The 18,468-nt window shown below is 42.8% G+C and carries 12 protein-coding genes and 1 other RNA gene; 5 read left to right on the top strand and 8 right to left on the bottom strand.

Annotated elements, in window-relative coordinates:
- The first annotated feature begins 183 nt into the window (after positions 1-183).
- Entirely contained in the window at positions 184-2,889 is a 2,706-nt protein-coding gene (locus M2408_RS17250) for a hypothetical protein (protein ID WP_259183740.1), read from the top strand.
- Positions 2,890-2,899: 10 nt separating this feature from the next.
- Positions 2,900-7,609 (top strand): TonB-dependent receptor plug domain-containing protein, encoded by a 4,710-nt coding sequence (locus tag M2408_RS17245; protein WP_259183738.1) that lies wholly within the window; start codon positions 2,900-2,902, stop codon positions 7,607-7,609.
- Positions 7,610-7,694: 85 nt separating this feature from the next.
- Here the strand turns inward: M2408_RS17245 and M2408_RS17240 are convergent, their stop codons facing one another.
- Positions 7,695-8,135, bottom strand: coding sequence for a hypothetical protein (locus M2408_RS17240; protein WP_259183735.1), 441 nt, complete (start codon positions 8,133-8,135; stop codon positions 7,695-7,697).
- Between the two features lie 71 nt (positions 8,136-8,206).
- A complete protein-coding gene (locus tag M2408_RS17235; RefSeq protein ID WP_259183733.1) occupies positions 8,207-8,707 on the bottom strand; it encodes a GNAT family N-acetyltransferase in 501 nt (166 codons plus the stop codon).
- Between the two features lie 521 nt (positions 8,708-9,228).
- Between M2408_RS17235 and M2408_RS17230 the strand changes: the two genes are divergently transcribed.
- Together M2408_RS17230 and M2408_RS17225 are read left to right on the top strand one after the other, a co-directional pair.
- Complete coding sequence (locus M2408_RS17230; RefSeq protein ID WP_259183732.1) at positions 9,229-10,422, top strand: DUF5009 domain-containing protein; 1,194 nt, start codon at positions 9,229-9,231, stop codon at positions 10,420-10,422.
- A gap of 110 nt (positions 10,423-10,532) precedes the next feature.
- Positions 10,533-11,579 carry a glycoside hydrolase family 18 protein gene (locus M2408_RS17225; RefSeq protein ID WP_259183729.1) on the top strand — a complete coding sequence of 349 codons (1,047 nt, stop codon included), beginning with the start codon at positions 10,533-10,535 and terminating at the stop codon, positions 11,577-11,579.
- 143 nt (positions 11,580-11,722) lie between these two features.
- Here the strand turns inward: M2408_RS17225 and M2408_RS17220 are convergent, their stop codons facing one another.
- From M2408_RS17220 to M2408_RS17205, 4 genes are all read right to left on the bottom strand, one after another.
- On the bottom strand, positions 11,723-12,874 hold the full coding sequence (locus tag M2408_RS17220) for a Gfo/Idh/MocA family protein (protein ID WP_259183727.1): 1,152 nt from the start codon (positions 12,872-12,874) through the stop codon (positions 11,723-11,725).
- Positions 12,875-12,894: 20 nt separating this feature from the next.
- Positions 12,895-13,953, bottom strand: a complete 1,059-nt coding sequence (locus M2408_RS17215; protein ID WP_259183725.1) for a sugar phosphate isomerase/epimerase — start codon at positions 13,951-13,953, stop codon at positions 12,895-12,897.
- Between the two features lie 64 nt (positions 13,954-14,017).
- Positions 14,018-14,590 (bottom strand): gluconate 2-dehydrogenase subunit 3 family protein, encoded by a 573-nt coding sequence (locus M2408_RS17210; protein WP_259183724.1) that lies wholly within the window; start codon positions 14,588-14,590, stop codon positions 14,018-14,020.
- Positions 14,591-14,594: 4 nt separating this feature from the next.
- Entirely contained in the window at positions 14,595-16,274 is a 1,680-nt protein-coding gene (locus M2408_RS17205) for a GMC oxidoreductase (protein WP_259183722.1), read from the bottom strand.
- A 229-nt stretch (positions 16,275-16,503) separates the two neighbouring features.
- On the opposite strand from M2408_RS17205, the gene M2408_RS17200 reads away from it, so the two are divergent.
- Positions 16,504-17,352, top strand: a complete 849-nt coding sequence (locus tag M2408_RS17200) for an AraC family transcriptional regulator (protein ID WP_259183720.1) — start codon at positions 16,504-16,506, stop codon at positions 17,350-17,352.
- 45 nt (positions 17,353-17,397) lie between these two features.
- On the opposite strand, the gene ssrA is transcribed toward M2408_RS17200, so the two are convergent.
- Positions 17,398-17,765: a transfer-messenger RNA gene (gene ssrA, locus M2408_RS17195) on the bottom strand.
- Between the two features lie 198 nt (positions 17,766-17,963).
- Positions 17,964-18,446 carry a hypothetical protein gene (locus M2408_RS17190; RefSeq protein WP_259183718.1) on the bottom strand — a complete coding sequence of 161 codons (483 nt, stop codon included), beginning with the start codon at positions 18,444-18,446 and terminating at the stop codon, positions 17,964-17,966.
- Positions 18,447-18,468: the final 22 nt, after the last annotated feature.

The raw sequence follows: 18,468 nt of genomic DNA, 5'->3' as shown, positions 1-18,468 counted from the left end.
ATATCGCGCTATATTGCAAAAATATTTCACCACCAAAATAATATAAATTTATTGTTTTTTAGTTCTATTTTTATGGAGAAAGTTATTTAACCGGATTTTATCAAAGTCTCTCAAAAAAAAAACAATATGTTTTATGGAATTCTGCCGCCCGCCGCATCCCTGTTCAAATTATTGCTTAAAAAGATGATAAAGTATACCTGTTTGTTCCTATTTGTTTGTACTACACAGGCGCTTTTTGGCCAGGTGAGCCACTACGAAGGCAAGATTACAGATGCCAGTGGAAAGCCTCTTAAAGATGCTGCCGTGATCAGAGTGTCCGATAAGGTGCTGCTCAGTTTTGATGAACCGATTAATAGTAGAGGTCGGACTGTAGTACACTCCGATGCCAAGGGCGTATTTGGGATTAACCTCAATGACCGGGATAAAATACAGGTGTGGAAATATCCAGTTCAGCTACCAACGACTTACCTATTATATGAGTTTCGGTCGGATCCATTTGATAAGTCTGGAGGTTATCTTGTCGAACTCGTAGCAGCGAAAGAACAGCATACTGATGTGAATTTGTTTCCAATAGATAGCTCAATCACAACAGGTTCCCCTAGACCGGTCGTCTTTAGAAATAATGGTGGTTCTTATTACAGCCTCGAGGAGAAGAAAAATCGAGTGTATATTCATCAGAACCCGACGCCGGGATATGGACTCCTAGATATTAATCTGACACTTGGTGGACTAATTAGTAAAGCGGATGATCGTGTAAAGCTGCAAACTGATTATGTACAGGGGCATGCTGTCGGAGGGAAATTGGTTGCTTCGAATGATGTGCCTTATAGTTGGGGTCCCTCGGCTACCCAAACGGGCCTACCTACAGTTTACAACAACAAAAATATCTATCGGAATGGTTACCAAACGTCCACGACCTTGGATATGACCTACAAACAGGATGGGCTGGGAAAATTTTATGGTGAAATCGAATATACCAAGAAACAGGGGGTATTTTACCCAAACAAAACTAATTCATGGGGGGCGCAGCTGAATTACTCTCCTCAATTGAGAGCTGGACATCGCCTCCAGGTATTGAATAAGTTTAATCAATCCGATGAAAAGATGCCTATGATAGGTAATAACTACGCCAATGTCCTTATGGGAGCCTATCTATCACCAATCAATTTTGATGCTAAATCACAACCGAATGTTATTATTTCAGATGTATATGCCAATCCCTGGTTTCTATTACAAAATAATCGCGATAATCAATTTAATCAGAAATACCTTGGCACATTGAAATATGATTGGGATCATAGCCGATTTTTCTTGGGCGCACAACTCAACTATCAATACCAACAAAATGCACTAGACTATGGTCTTGTTGGGAACATAGCCAGAGGGAACCAAGATATATTTGTCAACCGTAAATTAAAGACAAGACTTTTTGATACGAATGTACAGGGTAAGTATTATTTGGCTAAAGGCAAAAAGTTGTATCTACAGGGAAATTTTTGGTACAAAAACCAATGGATGTCTTTAGATCGTTCTGTGGCGGGTGTTGCGCCAGTATCCTTGTTGCACCAATCCTCAGAATTTCAGGCTGGCTTGGTAGCGAAGGAATTCGATGGAGATAATGGCAACTGGGCCTTTGATCTGCTGCCAAGTATCCTGGTAAGCAACAAAAGTAAAAATAAGACTGCCTTCAATTTTGTTGGCCAATTGGAAAGAAGATTTAATTTTGATTTGTTTGATTGGGGAAATATGATCACCAATGTATGGGGGCAATTCAATCTTTCACATCTTGAACCCAACCAAATCAATAATGATATACAATTTAGCCTGATGCGATATTCCATCAAGGATTTTCAATCCTTCCTACCCGTGGACGAATTGCTATTGCGGGATCCTGTGGATAAATTGCAGCGGAAAATCAATTATGAGTTTGGTGCCTCACTCAAACGACAGCTATTGACCCTTGAGGGAAATTTTTATCAGTTTTATGTGAAGAATGGCTATGTCCCACTTTGGCAAGGTAATCAATATCGCTTGAACAATGCTGTCGATTATCAACAAAAGGGATTCACGATTGCCATTTCTTCTCATTTTGGAGCCTTCAATAGCCCGTTGAGATGGTCTCCAAGACTAGACTTTCATCGTTATGTCAATAAGGTCGATAAAATCAATGTGGAGTCTGATCGAATCCAAATAGCTGGTATGCAGGAAATCAGTAAAAACTATGTCGTTGGTCAACCGATCGGAGTGATTATGGGAACTGCATATGAACGTACTGCTGATGGGCAGCTAAAGGTTGATAAGGATGGCTATCCCATTGTAGCTCCTGAGCAAAAGATTCTGGGAAACCCAAATCCTGATTTTGCCTTGATCTTTGGTAATGCATTACAATATAGAGGGATCCGTTTTGATTTTGATCTCGAATGGAGCAAGGGTGGCAAAGTGTGGAATGGAACACGACAAATGCTCAATTACATGGGGCGTTCAATGGAAGCCTCTACAGAACGATTGCTTAAAGATCAATTGTTTACAGGGATTGACCCGCAGGGAAATAGAAACCACAAATTGGTTGACTATTATGATCCAGCATTGGGCACCGAAAATAATAGATGGGTACGTTATGGCCTATCGGGTGTGGCTGAAGATGTCATCGAAGATGCAAGTTACTTACGTCTTTCTAGCGTAAATCTTTCACGTAGTTTTGATCTATCCTGGCGATACCTCAAAAAAATTGATTTGACCCTCTATGCCGAGAACCTGATGTATTGGAGTAAATATAAAGGGAATTACCCTGGAGCATCCCTGCTAGGACAGCGTAATGCCGTTGGCTTGGATTACTTTAACTCGCCATTGATGAAGACTTTTGGTTTTAACGTAGTACTGAATTTTTAACCTACATGCCATGAATAACGACAACCTAATTACAAAGGGAAAAAAGCTGGATAAACGATCTGTATTTGAAACTATATCGCGTCTAAGCAAAAAGGAAAAGCTCTTTAACCAAAAAAGACATGGCCGGTCTTTTCTAAATTCTTTTTTTACAATAATATATGTGTTATGTACAACTTTGGCTTTTGGTCAGGTTGAGGTAATCCGTGATAAAATAAATGAGTACGCGGATCTTCTACCGTTGGAGCGTGTATATGCACATACAAATAAGACTATTTTCGCACCAGGAGAAACAATTTATTTTACGACTTATCTATGTAATACTGCTTTCGGTGTATCCAATCAGAGCGATATTGTTCTTGTTGATTTGATTGCACCAAATGGACAGGTCATTCAGCATAGGCAATTTGCTGCAAATACAATTTATGCCAAGGGAAGTCTCCAATTAGGGGGACAGCTTGCAGGTGGGATTTATAAATTGAAAGTGCAAACTCCTTGGATGATCAATTTTCCAAATCTCGCTTATGAGAAAGATATCACCATCATGAGGACCAATCCACCACGACTCATCATGCAGTTGGAATTGGAAAAGGAATCTTACGGGAAGGGAGAAACCGTCGCAGCAGATTTTGTAGTCAAAGATATGGGAAATCATCCGCTTTCAAACCAGTCTTTTGTTTATGAGGTAAGTATTGGTGGCGAGTTGTATCTTTCGCAGGATAGCAAAACTGACCATTTGGGTAAATCCCAAGTAACATTTGCACTGCCAGCAATTTTGAAAGATCAACACGTGAGCCTGAATGTCCGCTTTGTACATCAGCAGCAGATAGAGTCGATATCTAAGAGCGTCCCTATTATTCTTGACGATATCGATGTTCAATTTATGCCTGAGGGTGGTTATCTGCTAGGAAATTTTTCAAATGTGGTGGCCTTTAAAGCGTTGAATGCGGAGGGATTTCCAGCTGATATCGAGGGAACCATCTACGACGACCGAGGGAATGAGATCAGCAAGTTTTCCTCCTTTCATCAAGGTATGGGCAAGTTTTCATTCATCCCCAAACAAGGAAGAGCCTATTATGCTCAATTGGAAAAGCCTTATCGAGCAAATAAGCAGATCACATTGCCGACAATGAAACCTGATGGTATAAAGGTACAGCTGGACGAGCAATCAAAAAATGAATTGAGCTTGCAGGTCATCAGTAGTATGGATAGCCGAGTAAGTTATCTTATCCGTAAGGAGGACAAAATCTTTCATACAGGTGAGCTTGCGGTAACTAAGGGTATAAATTCGCTAAAGGTATCAAAAGAAGCTTTACCACAGGGGGTGCTAAGCATATCGATCTTGCAGGGTAGACAAATTCTGAGCGAGCGGTTATTCTTTAATGCAATAAACGATGGATTACAGATTCATGTAACGAGCGATAAAGCGATCTATAAGACTCGGGAGGATGTGAAGCTGACGATTGAGACTCGCGATGCGCGGGGCGAGGCTCTCCCAGCAGCGATATCACTGAGTGTCGTTGATGATAAGATTTTAAGTTACCTAAACGATAAACAGCATGATATACTCTCCTGGATGTGGCTGGGAACTGCTGTCCAAGGTGACATCTATCAACCCGCATTCTATTTTGATCCAACCAAAGACAAACGTACTCAAGCCCTAGATATGCTTATGCTGACACAGGGTTGGCGAAATTATAAGTGGGATAAGGTGTTGAGCAACGACGAGCTTACAGTGGTCAAGACCCCTCCAAATAATTTGCTTAGAGGTGTAGTCTATAGACAGGGCAAAGGACGAAATACAGTATATTCTTCAAAAATGTACGTTGTTGCAGATAGCTTGTTGTATACGGTAACACCGGATAAACAAGGGCGTTTTTCGGTTCGGACAATTCCATGTGCCTTGTGGCGAATCTATATTCCGACACATCGTAAAAATGAATTTTATTATGTTACTGCATCTCGAAATGAAGACCTCGCCTCAGTAAGGGAGAAGCGACGGGCGACTGATCCTGTTTTAGTGAAGTTTGAGACAACTCCATTAATCCAACGCGTCAATGACGAAACGCCACTTCCACCAAAAATAGAAATGGAGCCACAGGCATCTAATCGAGATGGGGTCCTAGAGGAGGTGGTTGTTCTTGGCTACGACGTAGATCGCAAGCGATCATTAACTGGATCGGTGGTGACAATTAGTGGTAACGATCTCTATGCACAAGCGGATTTAATTTCGACCTTATCAGGCAAGCTCGCTGGAGTGAGTGTCAGCCCTTCTGTTGAAAGGTCAAATGCACCAGTGGTAATTCGTGGGATGAACTCCATTGGCGGTACCGGTGGCCCTCTTTTTGTTGTGGATGGAGTGCCCTATAATGAAGCCAATATGGCAAACTTTACTGGATTTCCGCCTGAATTGATCCAAAGTATTTCGATACTAAAAGATGCCTCGGCGACAGCAATTTACGGTGTCCGCGGAGCCAATGGTGTGATTCTAATCACAACGAAAGGTGGAAAAGGAATGGAGGGAGATGCAGCTAGCTTTTTAGGTAATAGCCATCTGGTAGGGCCTCAAGAATACCTGACCTTGAACACTGTATCACCAAAGGTTCGTTTTGATCAAGCGCAGGAGTTTTATGTGCCCAAGTATCAAAATAAACAGGCCTTGATCAAAGATGATTTTAGAGATAACATCTATTGGAACTACCATATTGAGACCGATGCCCAGGGCCGTGCCCAGGTAACTTTTCCCAATGCCGATGAGAATACTTCTTATCGAGTTATAGTGGAAGGAATAGGTAAAAATGGTATGATAGGACGTAGTCAACAAACAACTTATCAAGTAAGAGATGAAATTGGCCTGGACGTCAAATTGCCTTTGTATGCTTCTCAAGGCGATCTGATCAACGCACAATTACTGGTTGATAATACAAGACGGCAACCTGTATCAATCCATAGTCAGGTCGACCTGGTAGGGGACAACCTTGAATGGAAATCTGAGAGGAATATCCTGAAAATTGGCGCACAGGAGCAAAGTCAGTTGCGTGTACCACTGGAAGTAAAGCGCCCTTCAATTGATCGCGATAAAATACGTTTTTCGATCCGGACGGATTCCTCAGCCCAGGGGATTATAAAGGATATCAAATTATTCAATAAAGGCTTTCCTGTAGCGTTCGGACATTCAACATCTAAATACGTGGAACATGAATTTGAACTAAAAAATGCAGTTAAAGGCTCTCAACAGCTTTCTGTGGAGCTATACCTTAATCCATTGAAGCAAATTACGCAGGGACTGGAGCGTATTGTCCGCGAACCACACGGCTGTTTTGAACAGGTATCTTCTTCGGTTTATCCCAATATTTACGCACTTTCTCTTATGCGCCAAATTAGGGCGGATGAATCCTTGCAACGCAAGACAAAAGAGTTTTTGGAAAACGGTTATAAAAAATTGGCGGCCTACGAAATTAAAGGTGGGGGCTTTGATTGGTACGGCAAACCACCCGCGCATGAGGTCCTTTCAGCTTTTGGTTTAATTGAATTTATAGAAATGAAGCCGTTTATTGCTGTGGATCAAAAGATGATCGAACGAACCAAAAATTGGCTTTTATCGAAAAAGGATGGTCGAGGTGGATACCATCAGGCTAAAGGACGGTATGCTTTTTCCGGGAATCGTGAGTTGATAAATAATGCTTATATCACTTATGCTTTGAGCGTTGCGGGGCTGAGGGAGGAAATTGAGAACGAATTTCAAAAGGCTTATCAGGAGGTCTTGCGGTCAAAAGATCCTTATCGTATGGCCCTCGTTGCGCTTACAGCAAGTAACCTCAATAAATTGGAGCAATTGGAGAGCCTGAAATTGCAATTAAAAGAGCTGCTCCCATTGGTCGTTGAAGGCAAAAAGGAGCTAGTAGAAGGGAGTATTACAAATTCGGATGGACGGTCATTGCGCAATGAAACGCTGGCCTGGATCGCACTTGTTTTCCAATTGGATAAAAAGCCATCCAACGAGTTGTCCTTATGTATGGAGGCACTTGTTAAATTTGCGGACAAAGGTTATTATGGCTCAACGCAAGCAACAGGGCTCGCCCTGAAAGCTGCAACAGGATATTATCAACTGTTTGATCAGGATATGAAGACGAAAAAGGGGAAGAAAATTGAATTGTGGGTGGACGGTGAAATCCTGCTCCGCGATACTACACCCCAAGCGGACTCCCTGAGCAAATTGTTTTCGCTGGAGCTGCCTGCCGGAAAGCATAAAATCTCCCTGCGCCTGGAAAATTTAGATTATGCGGTGGCTTCCTACCGATTTAATTATTTGACACTGGAACCGCCAAGTGCAAAAGATAGGACACTGGATCTGTCAACATCTTTATCCAGCAATCGTGTTCGTCTGGGTGACAATACGGTACTCAAGGTGCGGTTAAACAATAAGCGGGGTGGGGCACAGGCAATGCCTTTAGCGAAGGTCGGTATCCCAGGAGGATTAACTCCCGAGCCTCAACAATTAAGGGATTTAATGGAGAAAGGCTTCGTAGACTACTACGAAATTTTTGAAAATTACCTGGTTTTTTATTGGCGTGGGATTGATGCAAATGAAACGAAAGAACTGTCTATAGATTTAAAAGCCCAAGTACCAGGGAGATACCAAGGTGCCGCATCTTCGGGCTATTTATATTATACCGAAGAGCTAAAAGATTGGCAAGAAGGATTGAAGGTCGAGATTGAATAGTCTACTAAATTATTAATACAATCGGAATAAAACAAAGCCTGTCAATATACTTTTGACAGGCTTTGTTTGTATCCTATAGCTGTTTTTATTGGATAAGGGGCAAAATTTTATCCCAGATCTGCTGATAGATTTTATCATCCTGGACAAGGCCTTTGTCATCGTAGTAATAATTTCCGGAATTACCGCTTCCGGCTTGAAGGCGTTCGAACAGAAAGATATTGAGAATGATTTTGGACCTTCGATCTGGGAGCGGAACAACTAGAAAATTGAAGATTCTTTTATCACCATCACGACCAAATATTGATTTGCTTTTAAGCGATACACTGGTTTGAATAAAACCTGAAGAACGGTCTAATTGAGCAATATAGTAACCGCTTTCTTGAAGTGCTTGTACGACTTTTGTATAGGTGGAATCTGCGGAAATTGTGATGGTCTTTATCCGTTCTGGATCTTGTGCAGTGGCAACATTGATCCAAAACAACATAGAAAGGGTGAATATTAGCATTAATTGTAGTCGTTGACTCATAGTTGTGAATTAAGAGTGTAAAATAATTACTTAAAGCTAATGATTTTTCTCTTGGAAGCCAATTGTGTGACTTAACTTACCCTTTTTCCTAATATCTTTAAACTTCGTTCTACCCCATCTAGCGTAGCGATATTGGGAAGGTTGGCCCATTCCTGGAATCCCATTTTTTCAAATAAGGTGATGCTAGGTGCATTGTGCGCAAAGATGAAACCCAATAAGGTATGTACGCCAAGGTTAGGGGCTTTGTCTATGCAGTATTGGAGAATTTGCTTGCCCAGTCCCCGGCCTCGCTGCTGTTCATCCAGGTAGATGCTTATCTCTACTGTCGCATCGTATGCTGGTCGACCGTAAAAAGACTGGAAGCTGACCCAGCCGAGGATATTATTTTCTTCCTCAACCAGCCATAATGGTCTCGTTGACGGGCTGTGTTCATCAAACCATTTTTGCCTGCTTTCTACGCTTACGGGACTGGTATCTGCAGTGACCATTCTCGATGCAATGGTGGTATTGTATATGGCTACGATACGAGGTAAATCTTCTTGTTTGGCGTCACGAAATACTAACTGGCTCATGTTATATGTTGTTTTAGAACTAAGGCCAAAAATATTAGTTTTATACTATAGTTGATGCTTTTTGATCAATTTTTTCCATTGTTTATTCGGCTGCAGCTTTTGCGATGAGGTGATAGTTTTTATATAACAGCGGATATATCACATCGGACTCCTGGCCATTTCTTATCCGCTGGCAAAAAGGGGCTAAATGGAATGTACAGCAAGCAATGTACTTTTCAATAGGTATCAGATAAAGCCATAATTCCAAGAAACCTGTATGATAAAAGCAAAAATTACACTAATTTGAACAATTATTTCTCTTGAATATGATATAATATGCTCATCTTAGGGTAAGCAAATAGTTGTTCTGTTTGCTAAAAATTATAAACCTGAATGCAAACGGAATCGTGTACGCGTATTTTAAGCGACCGAGCCCTGCATTTTACAATTCCTTAAAGTAGCTGAGTCGTGTGTGGCAGAATTGAGTAAACGGGACGTTTTGGGCTGTGACAGCTGATTTTCTTTGGATTTATCGTATCATTATGGATCAACAACAACCTAAACAATCAATTCGAATCCGCTCAATGGATGTCATGCGGGGTATGACTCTGTTTCTCATGTTATTTGTCAACGATTTATTTGCACCCGGTGTTCCGGAATGGCTGCTGCATACCAAAGCGGAAGTCGATGGCATGGGGCTGGCGGACTGGGTTTTTCCGGGATTTCTTTTTATGGTTGGTATGGCTGTACCCTATGCGGTGGCTGCCAGGGAGAAACTGGGAGAATCATCTCGTCTGATTTTTGCGCATATTGTTACCCGTACCGCGAGTTTAATCCTGATTGGTGTCTTGATTCTGAACGGTGGGCGTGTGGATGCTTCATTGACGGGGATGTCTGGTTTTTGGTGGTTAGGATTGTTGTATCTCTACGTATTTCTGATCTGGAATAGGTATCCTACTACATCCGGGAATCAGACCCTATTTAAAGGGATGCGTCTGCTTGGGGGCCTGGGGATCTGTTATTTGGTTTACTGTTTTAAAGCTGCAGAGGGTAAAGGCTTGGAGATCGGTTGGTGGGGAATCTTGGGCTTGATCGGTTGGGGTTATTTTGCTGCTGCTACTACTTTTGTGTTAAGTCGGGGAAGGCTCCCCATTGTAGTATGCTTTTGGCTGCTGTTTCTTGTCCTAAATATTCTGTCTCAAACAGCATTCAAATTGCATATTCCGATCATCGGGAACTACCTGAATGTGCTGTTATCGGGTAATGTACCTTGCATTGTATTGGCCGGGACAATCATTGGTATATTGATCAAACGGTATGCTGCTACACCGAAGCTACTTTTACGTTGGATGCTGATTATTGGCATACTTTGGTTAGTGGGCGGGTTTGCGCTGCGCCCCTGGTTTATATTATCCAAAATTCACGGCACGCCAAGTTGGGCATTGCTCTGTTGTGGTATCAGCCTGCTCTTACTGCTTGTTATCTACTATGTAATAGATATTCGGAAATACCATAAAGGAATATTCGTCTTCGAGGAAGCCGGAAAGAATTCTTTGACAACCTATCTCGCACCGGATTTAATTTATTTCATCTGTTGGGGATTGCAGATTCCTTTGTTTTTCTATAAGCAATCGGGTAACATGCTCCTTGCTGTTGGTGGTTCACTGCTATGGGCTTTCGCCATGCTGTGGTATGCTATTTTACTGAAAAAGATAAATATCTATTTAAAACTTTAATAGAAGACGGATCGTTGTACGCTTATTATATGGCTAAATAGAGAACGAAATTTAGTCAAGCGACTCAGGATCGGTTCAGTTTAATTTGAATCTTTAATATTATGATGTGTATGAAATCTAAAAATAGTATAAATCCCCTCAAGCTAATAACCCTTGGCTTTACAGCAATAGTCTTATTGTTAATGACGCTTAGTCCACAATGGAGTTGTGCACATGGGAAAAATAAAAAAGTGGTGATTGCTTATGTTACATCCTGGTCAACAGTTGTGCCGGATCCGACTTATCTGACCCATATCAATTATGCATTTGGGCATGTAAATGACAGTTTTGACGGAGTGCGTATCGACAATGAAGCCAGATTAAAAAGTATTATAGCGCTGAAGAAAAAGCATCCACACTTGAAAGTATTGTTATCCATTGGTGGCTGGGGAAGTGGTCGCTTTAGTGAGATGGCTGCTGATGTCGTTAATCGGGGGAAATTTGCCAAGGATTGTGAACGGCTTGTAAAAGAGTTTAAACTCGACGGTATCGATATTGATTGGGAATACCCAACCAATTCTTCCGCCGGTATTTCTGCGACGAAATCAGATACCGAGAATTTTACCTTATTGATGCGGGATATCCGGAAGGCTATTGGTAAGAAAAAACTATTGACACTCGCTTCGGTATCAAGTGGTCAATATATTGCTTTTGATCAGATTAAAAACGATGTAGATTTTGTGAACATCATGACTTACGACTCGGGTAATCCACCATATCATCATGCGAGCTTGCATCGTTCTCCCTTATCGGGGCGCACAACCTGTGCTGAAGCCGTTAAGGCGCATATTGCCGCTGGAATGCCTGCCGAAAAATTGGTGCTCGGTATTCCGTTTTACGGACGGGGAAATAAAACAGACATTAAGGGGTTTATAGATTATAAGGATCTTCTGAATTTACAGGGCTTTGAACAGAAATGGGATGATGAAGCGAAGGCCCACTATCTGGTCAATGCACAGGGAGAATTGGTGCTGACTTTTGAAACTCCAGAATCCATTGCATTGAAATGCGATTATGTGCATGGACAGGGCTTACTGGGAGCAATGTATTGGGAATATGCCGGTGATACCGAAGGTGGGGTATTACGGGATGCGGTGTATAAGGGAATTATACGTTGATATAGGGCACTCCAATATTAAAGCCTTCCAAAATAGAACCTAAAATACCGAAATTACTGAGCTGTCGCAAGACTCCATACTTGCTGATGCAGTAATTTCGGTTATGGAATTGACTTCTAGCGTCTACGTTATTGTGATGACGATTAGAAGGCTGTCCATTTTTGACTGGACTGTCCAGAAGCTATTACCGTTTCGATAAATTTCATGCCCCTAGTTCCATCTGCAACGGTAGGGAAATCCAGCATGGCCTCCGAGGGACTGGTGCCGTTTATTTTTGCAAGAATTGTAGCTGAAAAATTTCGATAGATATTGGCAAATGCTTCGATGTAACCTTCCGGATGCCCTGCTGGTAAACGACTGTTGTGCTGAGCTAGAGGACTGAGATATTGTTGTCCTGCACGGAATAGTTGTGCCGGTTCGTTAAGCGGTTTCAGTAGGAGGCTATTGGGCTCTTGCTGGTTCCATTCCAAACCCGCTTTTTCTCCATATATCCTTATTTTTAAAGCATTCTCTTCGCCTGCCGCTACCTGTGAAGCAGAGAGTACGCCAGTTGCATCATTTTCAAATCCCAGTAGGACATTACCGTCATCTTCCAGTCGCCTTCCTGCTACGACTGTACGAAGATCAGCACAGACCTTGGTTATTTTTAAACCGGAAATATATTCAGCCAGATGAGCGGCATGTGTTCCGATATCTCCCATACAGCTGCTTAGTCCTCCTCTTTCAGGGTCTGTTCGCCAGGAGGCAAGCGGGGATTCGTTTTCAATCAATGTGCTGAGCCAGCCCTGTGGATATTCGACCATGATTTTACGGATATTGCCAAGCTTACCTTCGCGGACCAGCTGACGTGCCTGTTTGACCATCGGATAGGCCGAATAGGTATAGGTGACGCAGAGTAACAATCCCGATTCATTGACTTTCTGCTGTAATAATTGGGCTTCATGCAGGGAGAAGGTCATGGGTTTTTCCAGGAGCACATGAAATCCATGTTCAAGGGCAAGCATGGCGGGTTCAAAATGGGCAACATTGGGAGTGACAATACTCACAAAATGCATCCGTTTGTCAGGGGGCAACTGACTTTCGCGCAGGATCATTTCCCGAAAATTTGTATAGATTCGATCCGTCGGGAGCGAAAGCAGCTCCCCGGACTCCAGTGCTTTAACAGGGTCAGAACTTAATGCGCCGCAGCATAGTTCGATCTGTCCATCTATCCCTGCAGCCATACGGTGCACAGCGCCAATAAAAGCATTCTTGCCACCGCCTATCATGCCCATCCTGATTTTTCTGATTTCCATAATAACTGTATTTTAGGCTATTATTCTGATAAACCGATCAATTTTCTATTCAAGTCATTATCACTACCAGCAGCGGCAAAATTGTCGAATGCACGATCGCCTACCCGGATAATATACTCTTTGATATGCTGTGCACCCTCACGAGCGCCATCCTCGGAATTCTTAAATGCACATTCCCATTCGAGGACTGCCCAGCCCTGAAAATCATATTGTGTCAACTTGGTGAAAATTGCTTTGAAATTGACCTGTCCATCACCAATAGAGCGAAAGCGGCCAGCCCGTGCTTGCCAATCTTGATATCCACCATAAACACCTTGACGACCAGATGGGTTGAATTCAGCATCTTTTACATGGAACATTTTGATCCGTTCGTGGTAGATGTCGATGAATTGCAGGTAGTCGAGGCATTGCAGGACAAAATGTGATGGATCGTATAGAATATTTGCCCGTTTATGGTAATTTACTTTTTCTAAAAACAGGTCAAAAGTAACACCATCGTGCAGATCTTCACCCGGATGGAGTTCATAACAAAGATCGACATCGTACTGTTCACAGATATCCAATATGGGGAGCCACATTTTAGCGAGTTCAGTAAATCCTGTTTCGATCAGATTGGCGGGACGTTGCGGCCAGGGGTAAACATAGGGCCAGAGAAATGCGCCGCTAAAAGTTGCGAGGGCCTTTAAGCCGAGATTATGGGAGGCTTTAATCGCATAATGGAGCTGCTGTACCGCCCATTGTTGTCGCTCTTTGGGATTATTATGCAGCTCTTGTGGCGCAAATGCATCAAATAATGGATCAAAAGACGGATGCACAGCGATCAGTTGCCCTTGTAGATGGGTCGATAATTCGGTGATCTCCAGTCCATAGGATCGTACGGTAGACTGGAGCTGCTGTACATAGTCTTTGTCTTCAGCGGCTCTTTGAAGATCTATTAAGCGCGCGTCCCAAGTAGGTATCTGGATACCTTTGTAGCCGAGGGAAGCTGCCCATTGGCAGATACCTTCTAAGGTATTGTAGGGTGCATTGTCACCGGCAAATTGCGCCAAAAAAATAGCAGGTCCTTTAATTGTTGTCATAAATCTTTTTTTTTGGTGAAAAGGTTCTCCTCTCGGAGGACCTTATATCCGTATATTCGTTATTTTAAGCCCAGGAACGATCCCCTTTTTTATAGGGTACATCTCCTTCGTATCGACCTGGCGCCTGATTGTATCGTAGCGCCTGTTTATGGCCTATTTCCGAAGAGAAATAACCCAGGAGTGTCAATTGCTTAAATAGGGTATAGTAGTGATTGGGTAAATCTCCTTTTTTGGACATATATTCTTTTGCCTCTTTATCGATCGCTGTGAGTAGGCTAAGCCTTTGCTCAGCTGTGGCTTCCACGAATCCCAGCTTATGCATTTTATTACAGGCCGCATCCAAGCTGTCCATTCCTTCAAGAAAGACCTGTTGATCCGGAGCTTCATAACAATCGTTTACCATGACCTTCATAAATGAGCCGACTTTGGCTGCTTTGGCACCCGGGCTTTTGGGGGTAGTTGGAAGTATGGTGTCTGCTACTTCGTCTAGGAATGCGATTTGCTGGGGAGTTAAATTGAGGCGTTCCTTAAGGCCGCTTTCTTTGCTGGAACTGCAGCCAGTCAAAAAAGCATTGCCACCAATCACGGCTCCACCTGTAAGCAGGGCAATCATCTTTAAAAGTGTTCTTCTTTCCATGGGCTTAGCTATTATTTTTCTTGAGCTCATTGACGGCATGGTCTACAGCCCGTGCTGTCAATGCCATATAGGTCAATGATGGATTTTGGCAACCCGATGAAGTCATGCAGGCGCCATCGGTAACATATACGTTGGGACAATCCCAAACCTGATTCCACTTGTTGAGCACCGAGGTTTTGGGGTCCTGTCCCATTCTCGCGGTTCCCATTTCATGGATACCATGTCCCATGGCATGGCCACTGTCCCAGGTGTTTACATTTTTTACACCTGCGATAGTAAGCATCGCTTTCATCTCTTCCTGCATATCCTTTCGCATCTTCAACTCATTATCTTTCAGTTCAGCGTCCATCGCCAATACAGGCAACCCCCATTTGTCCTTGCGATCTTTATCCAGTGAGATTTTATTTTCGTGATAGGGGAGTATCTCTCCAAAGCCTGTTGCGCCGATAGTCCACTGGCCGGGTTCAGTAAGTGCGTCTTTAAAGTTGCCACCTATATTGAGTTCGGCAACCTCCTTGCCCCAACCTTCACGACTGGCACCACCTTGGTAACCGAAGCCACGTAGGTAATCTCTTTTGTCACTGCCAATATTGACAAATCGGGGAATATAAAACCCATTGGCCCTTTTACCGAATATATAGCGATCTTCATAGCCTTCTACTATTCCGGAAGCGCCGATGTTATAATGATGGTCCATTACATTATGACCCAACTCGCCACTGCTGCTCCCCAAACCTTCAGGCCAAATGTCCGTTGCGGAGTTAAATAAGACCCAAGTGCTGTTGAGGGCTGAGGCACATAGAAAAACTACTTTACTCTTGAATTCATAGGTTTGGTTGGTCTCGGTATCTAAGACCTCAACACCAGTGGCCTTTTTGGTGTTTTTGTCATAAAGTATATGCCGAACCAGCGAATAAGGCCGGACGGTCAAATTACCTGTTTTCATTGCGGCAGGTAGGGTAGAGGACTGGGTGCTGAAATAGCCTCCAAAAGGGCATCCTTCCCAGCATCGGTTCCGAAATTGACATTTTGATCTCCCAGGGATCAGGGCTGTAAGGTTTGCAACCCGTCCAATGATCAGGTGCCGCTTGTCCCCATATTCTTGTTTAATGCGTTTGGCTACATCTTTTTCTACGCAGTTCAACTCCATGGGGGGTAGGAACTGTCCATCCGGAAGGTGTGCAATATTTTCTAGGGATCCGCTGATTCCGGCAAATTTTTCGACATGGTCATACCAAGGGGCGATATCATTGTATCCTATGGGCCATGGCACGGCAATCCCATCCCGCTCATTGGCTTCGAAGTCCATTTGGCTCAGCCTGTAGGACTGTCTACCCCATAAGGTTGATCGTCCTCCCATGCGGTAGCTGCGCCACCATGTAAACGGTTTCAATTCGGTATAGGGACAGTCTTCTTCATTTACCCAACCATCCATGACCGCTTCTGAGGCTGCCCAGCCACGGTGGATAACGGGATATTTCTTTTTCTGTTCTACTGTTGTGCGCCCGCGGTGTGGGAGATCCCAGGGTTCCCGTAGGGCAGATTTATAATCTTTGACATGCTCGTAGGGGCTGCCGCGTTCGAGCATCAGAACTTTTAATCCCTTTTCACAAAGCTCTTTTGCGGCCCATCCGCCACTGATGCCGGAGCCAACGACGATGGCATCATAGGTGTTATTTTCCATACTTGGTTATCGTTGAAATTGAGTTCATAATTTTATTTCGGTTTATTCTTATGCGATAGCCGCATACGCTTACATGTGGTTCCCTTGTCGTAAGATAAATTTACAGCATCAGTCGAGCATCTTTCAACCGCTATTTGGGTGAAAAAATATGCTATCTTGCTATTTGTTGTGTTTATAATCGTATATTATGTGTTCAGATAGCAGATGTATTCGCTAGCAATAATTTATCATGAAAACACTGATCCAGAAAATACATGTCGAAGAACAGTATTCTTTCGCCTGTCGAACGTACAGGACGCCTACTTTTGAAACGGCTTGGCATAGGCATCCTGAGTGTGAGCTGATTGTGATCACAGAAGGTAATGGAACAGCGCTTATTGGTGATTATATCGGCGATTATAAGCAGGGAGATGTATTCTTCCTCGGCTCGGATCTGCCGCATTGGTTCCGGAAATCCAAGCAGGATGCGGTTGGTAGTGCTATTGTTGTTCATTTCCTCAAGGACTTTTGGGGGACGGGATTTCTGGCGCTGCCTGAGATGCATGTGATCGCTGGATTGTTGAAAAATGACAGTACGGGAATCCAGCTTATTGGAAATCTTGCAGCGGAAATTGATCTGATGATCCGCAAAATAGAAAATACGGACGGGCTTGAACGTATTCAGTTATTATTGAACTGTATGGATCGGATTGGATCGTCCGAAGAGCATAAGGTGATTACAATGGCTTTTGATACGATTGCAGGTAGAGAGGAAAACATCGTTATAGAAGCGATAATAGACTATTCTTTTAAGAATTTTTTAAATCCTATTTCACTCGAAGAGGTTGCTTCCAGCACCAATATGTCTGTTTCAGCATTTTGCCGATTTTTCAAAAAGAACATAAAAAAGAGTTATTTTGATTTTATCAAAGAACTCCGGATCGGTCATGCCTGCAAATTATTGCGCGATACAGACCGGCCTATTTTGGATATCTGCTATAATAGTGGCTATAACAGCTGGGCACATTTTAGCAAACAATTTAAGGTGGTGACAAAGGCATCCCCGCTAAAATATAGAAAACAGTTTCGTACGGGATAGTGGCTTAAAAAGAAAAGCCATACTCAACGTTGAATATGGCTTTTCTAGTGGAGCTGGAGAGATTCGAACTCTCGTCCAGTCATGGTACTGTATACGCTTTCTACATGTTTAGCTTCTCTTTGATTGTCGAGCGAGGGAAGGTGAGTCGCTTACCTATACCGTACGCCGTAGTTGCTGTTTCTCACAAGTGCTTAGCAACATCACACTTGCCAGTTCTATCGTTCGATGCCCCGAATGTTAAACCAAAGAACAGGATCTAACGGGACAAATAGCTATGTTAAGTCTAACTTAAGCAGCTAAGGCGTAGTTTTCTTCGCCAGTTGTAATTCTGAAAGTTCCGATTAAAGTGCTCTACTAACAACGCACTACATGCTTACATAACCGTCTCCATCCTGTCAATTCCGGTCAACCCCAATTATGTCTGACAAAGATACAGCTTTTTTGATGATAAATCAACACAGACGGCTTTTATTTGGGGAATACCCTGTTAAAATAGCCAAAAGGTTTCATGTAGTCAAACTGTTGTCGGAATAGCGAACTAGGCTGGGGCTCCAAACTTAATTGTTGTTTAATGATAAATTTCGATGTTATGGAGCCCGCTACTGCAAAATTTAAAATGAAATATTGATCTTATTTTCACCCTGGACTGGATCGTCTTCTTTCGTTGTGAATTTGCTTAAGGTTATTTTCTTTCCACCAATATCACAGACAAATGTATCTGTCCCATCATCAATTATCTTTCCTTTTTCCTGATAGAATGCTTTCACCTTTTCAAAAGAATCGGCTGTAAACAAAAATAGGTCTCCAGCTGGATTATCCGTTTGATCGGTGGAAAAGTTGTAATAGGTGATTTTACCATTGGGATACATGGGAATCAGTTTGCAAAGTACATCCGGAGCGGTTTCGGTAATGGCATCCCTAAAGTAATAGTCCATCCCACCTTTGTCGTTCGGAGTACCTTTGGCAGCAGAACTATCTTCCATATAATTGATCAATAATGCCAGGCCGATCAATACGGGGAGACCGATTAAAATGCATTTGAAGAAAAATTTGCGCCGGTTTTTATCGCGTAATAAAAAGTTGATTTCACTCATGGTATGGGCTGTTTGGATTGAT

Source organism: Sphingobacterium sp. BIGb0165, from assembly GCF_024810095.1.
Lineage (GTDB): Bacteria > Bacteroidota > Bacteroidia > Sphingobacteriales > Sphingobacteriaceae > Sphingobacterium > Sphingobacterium detergens.
Note: the sequence above shows the minus strand (reverse complement) of the source record. Positions and strands in the feature narration are given on the sequence as shown.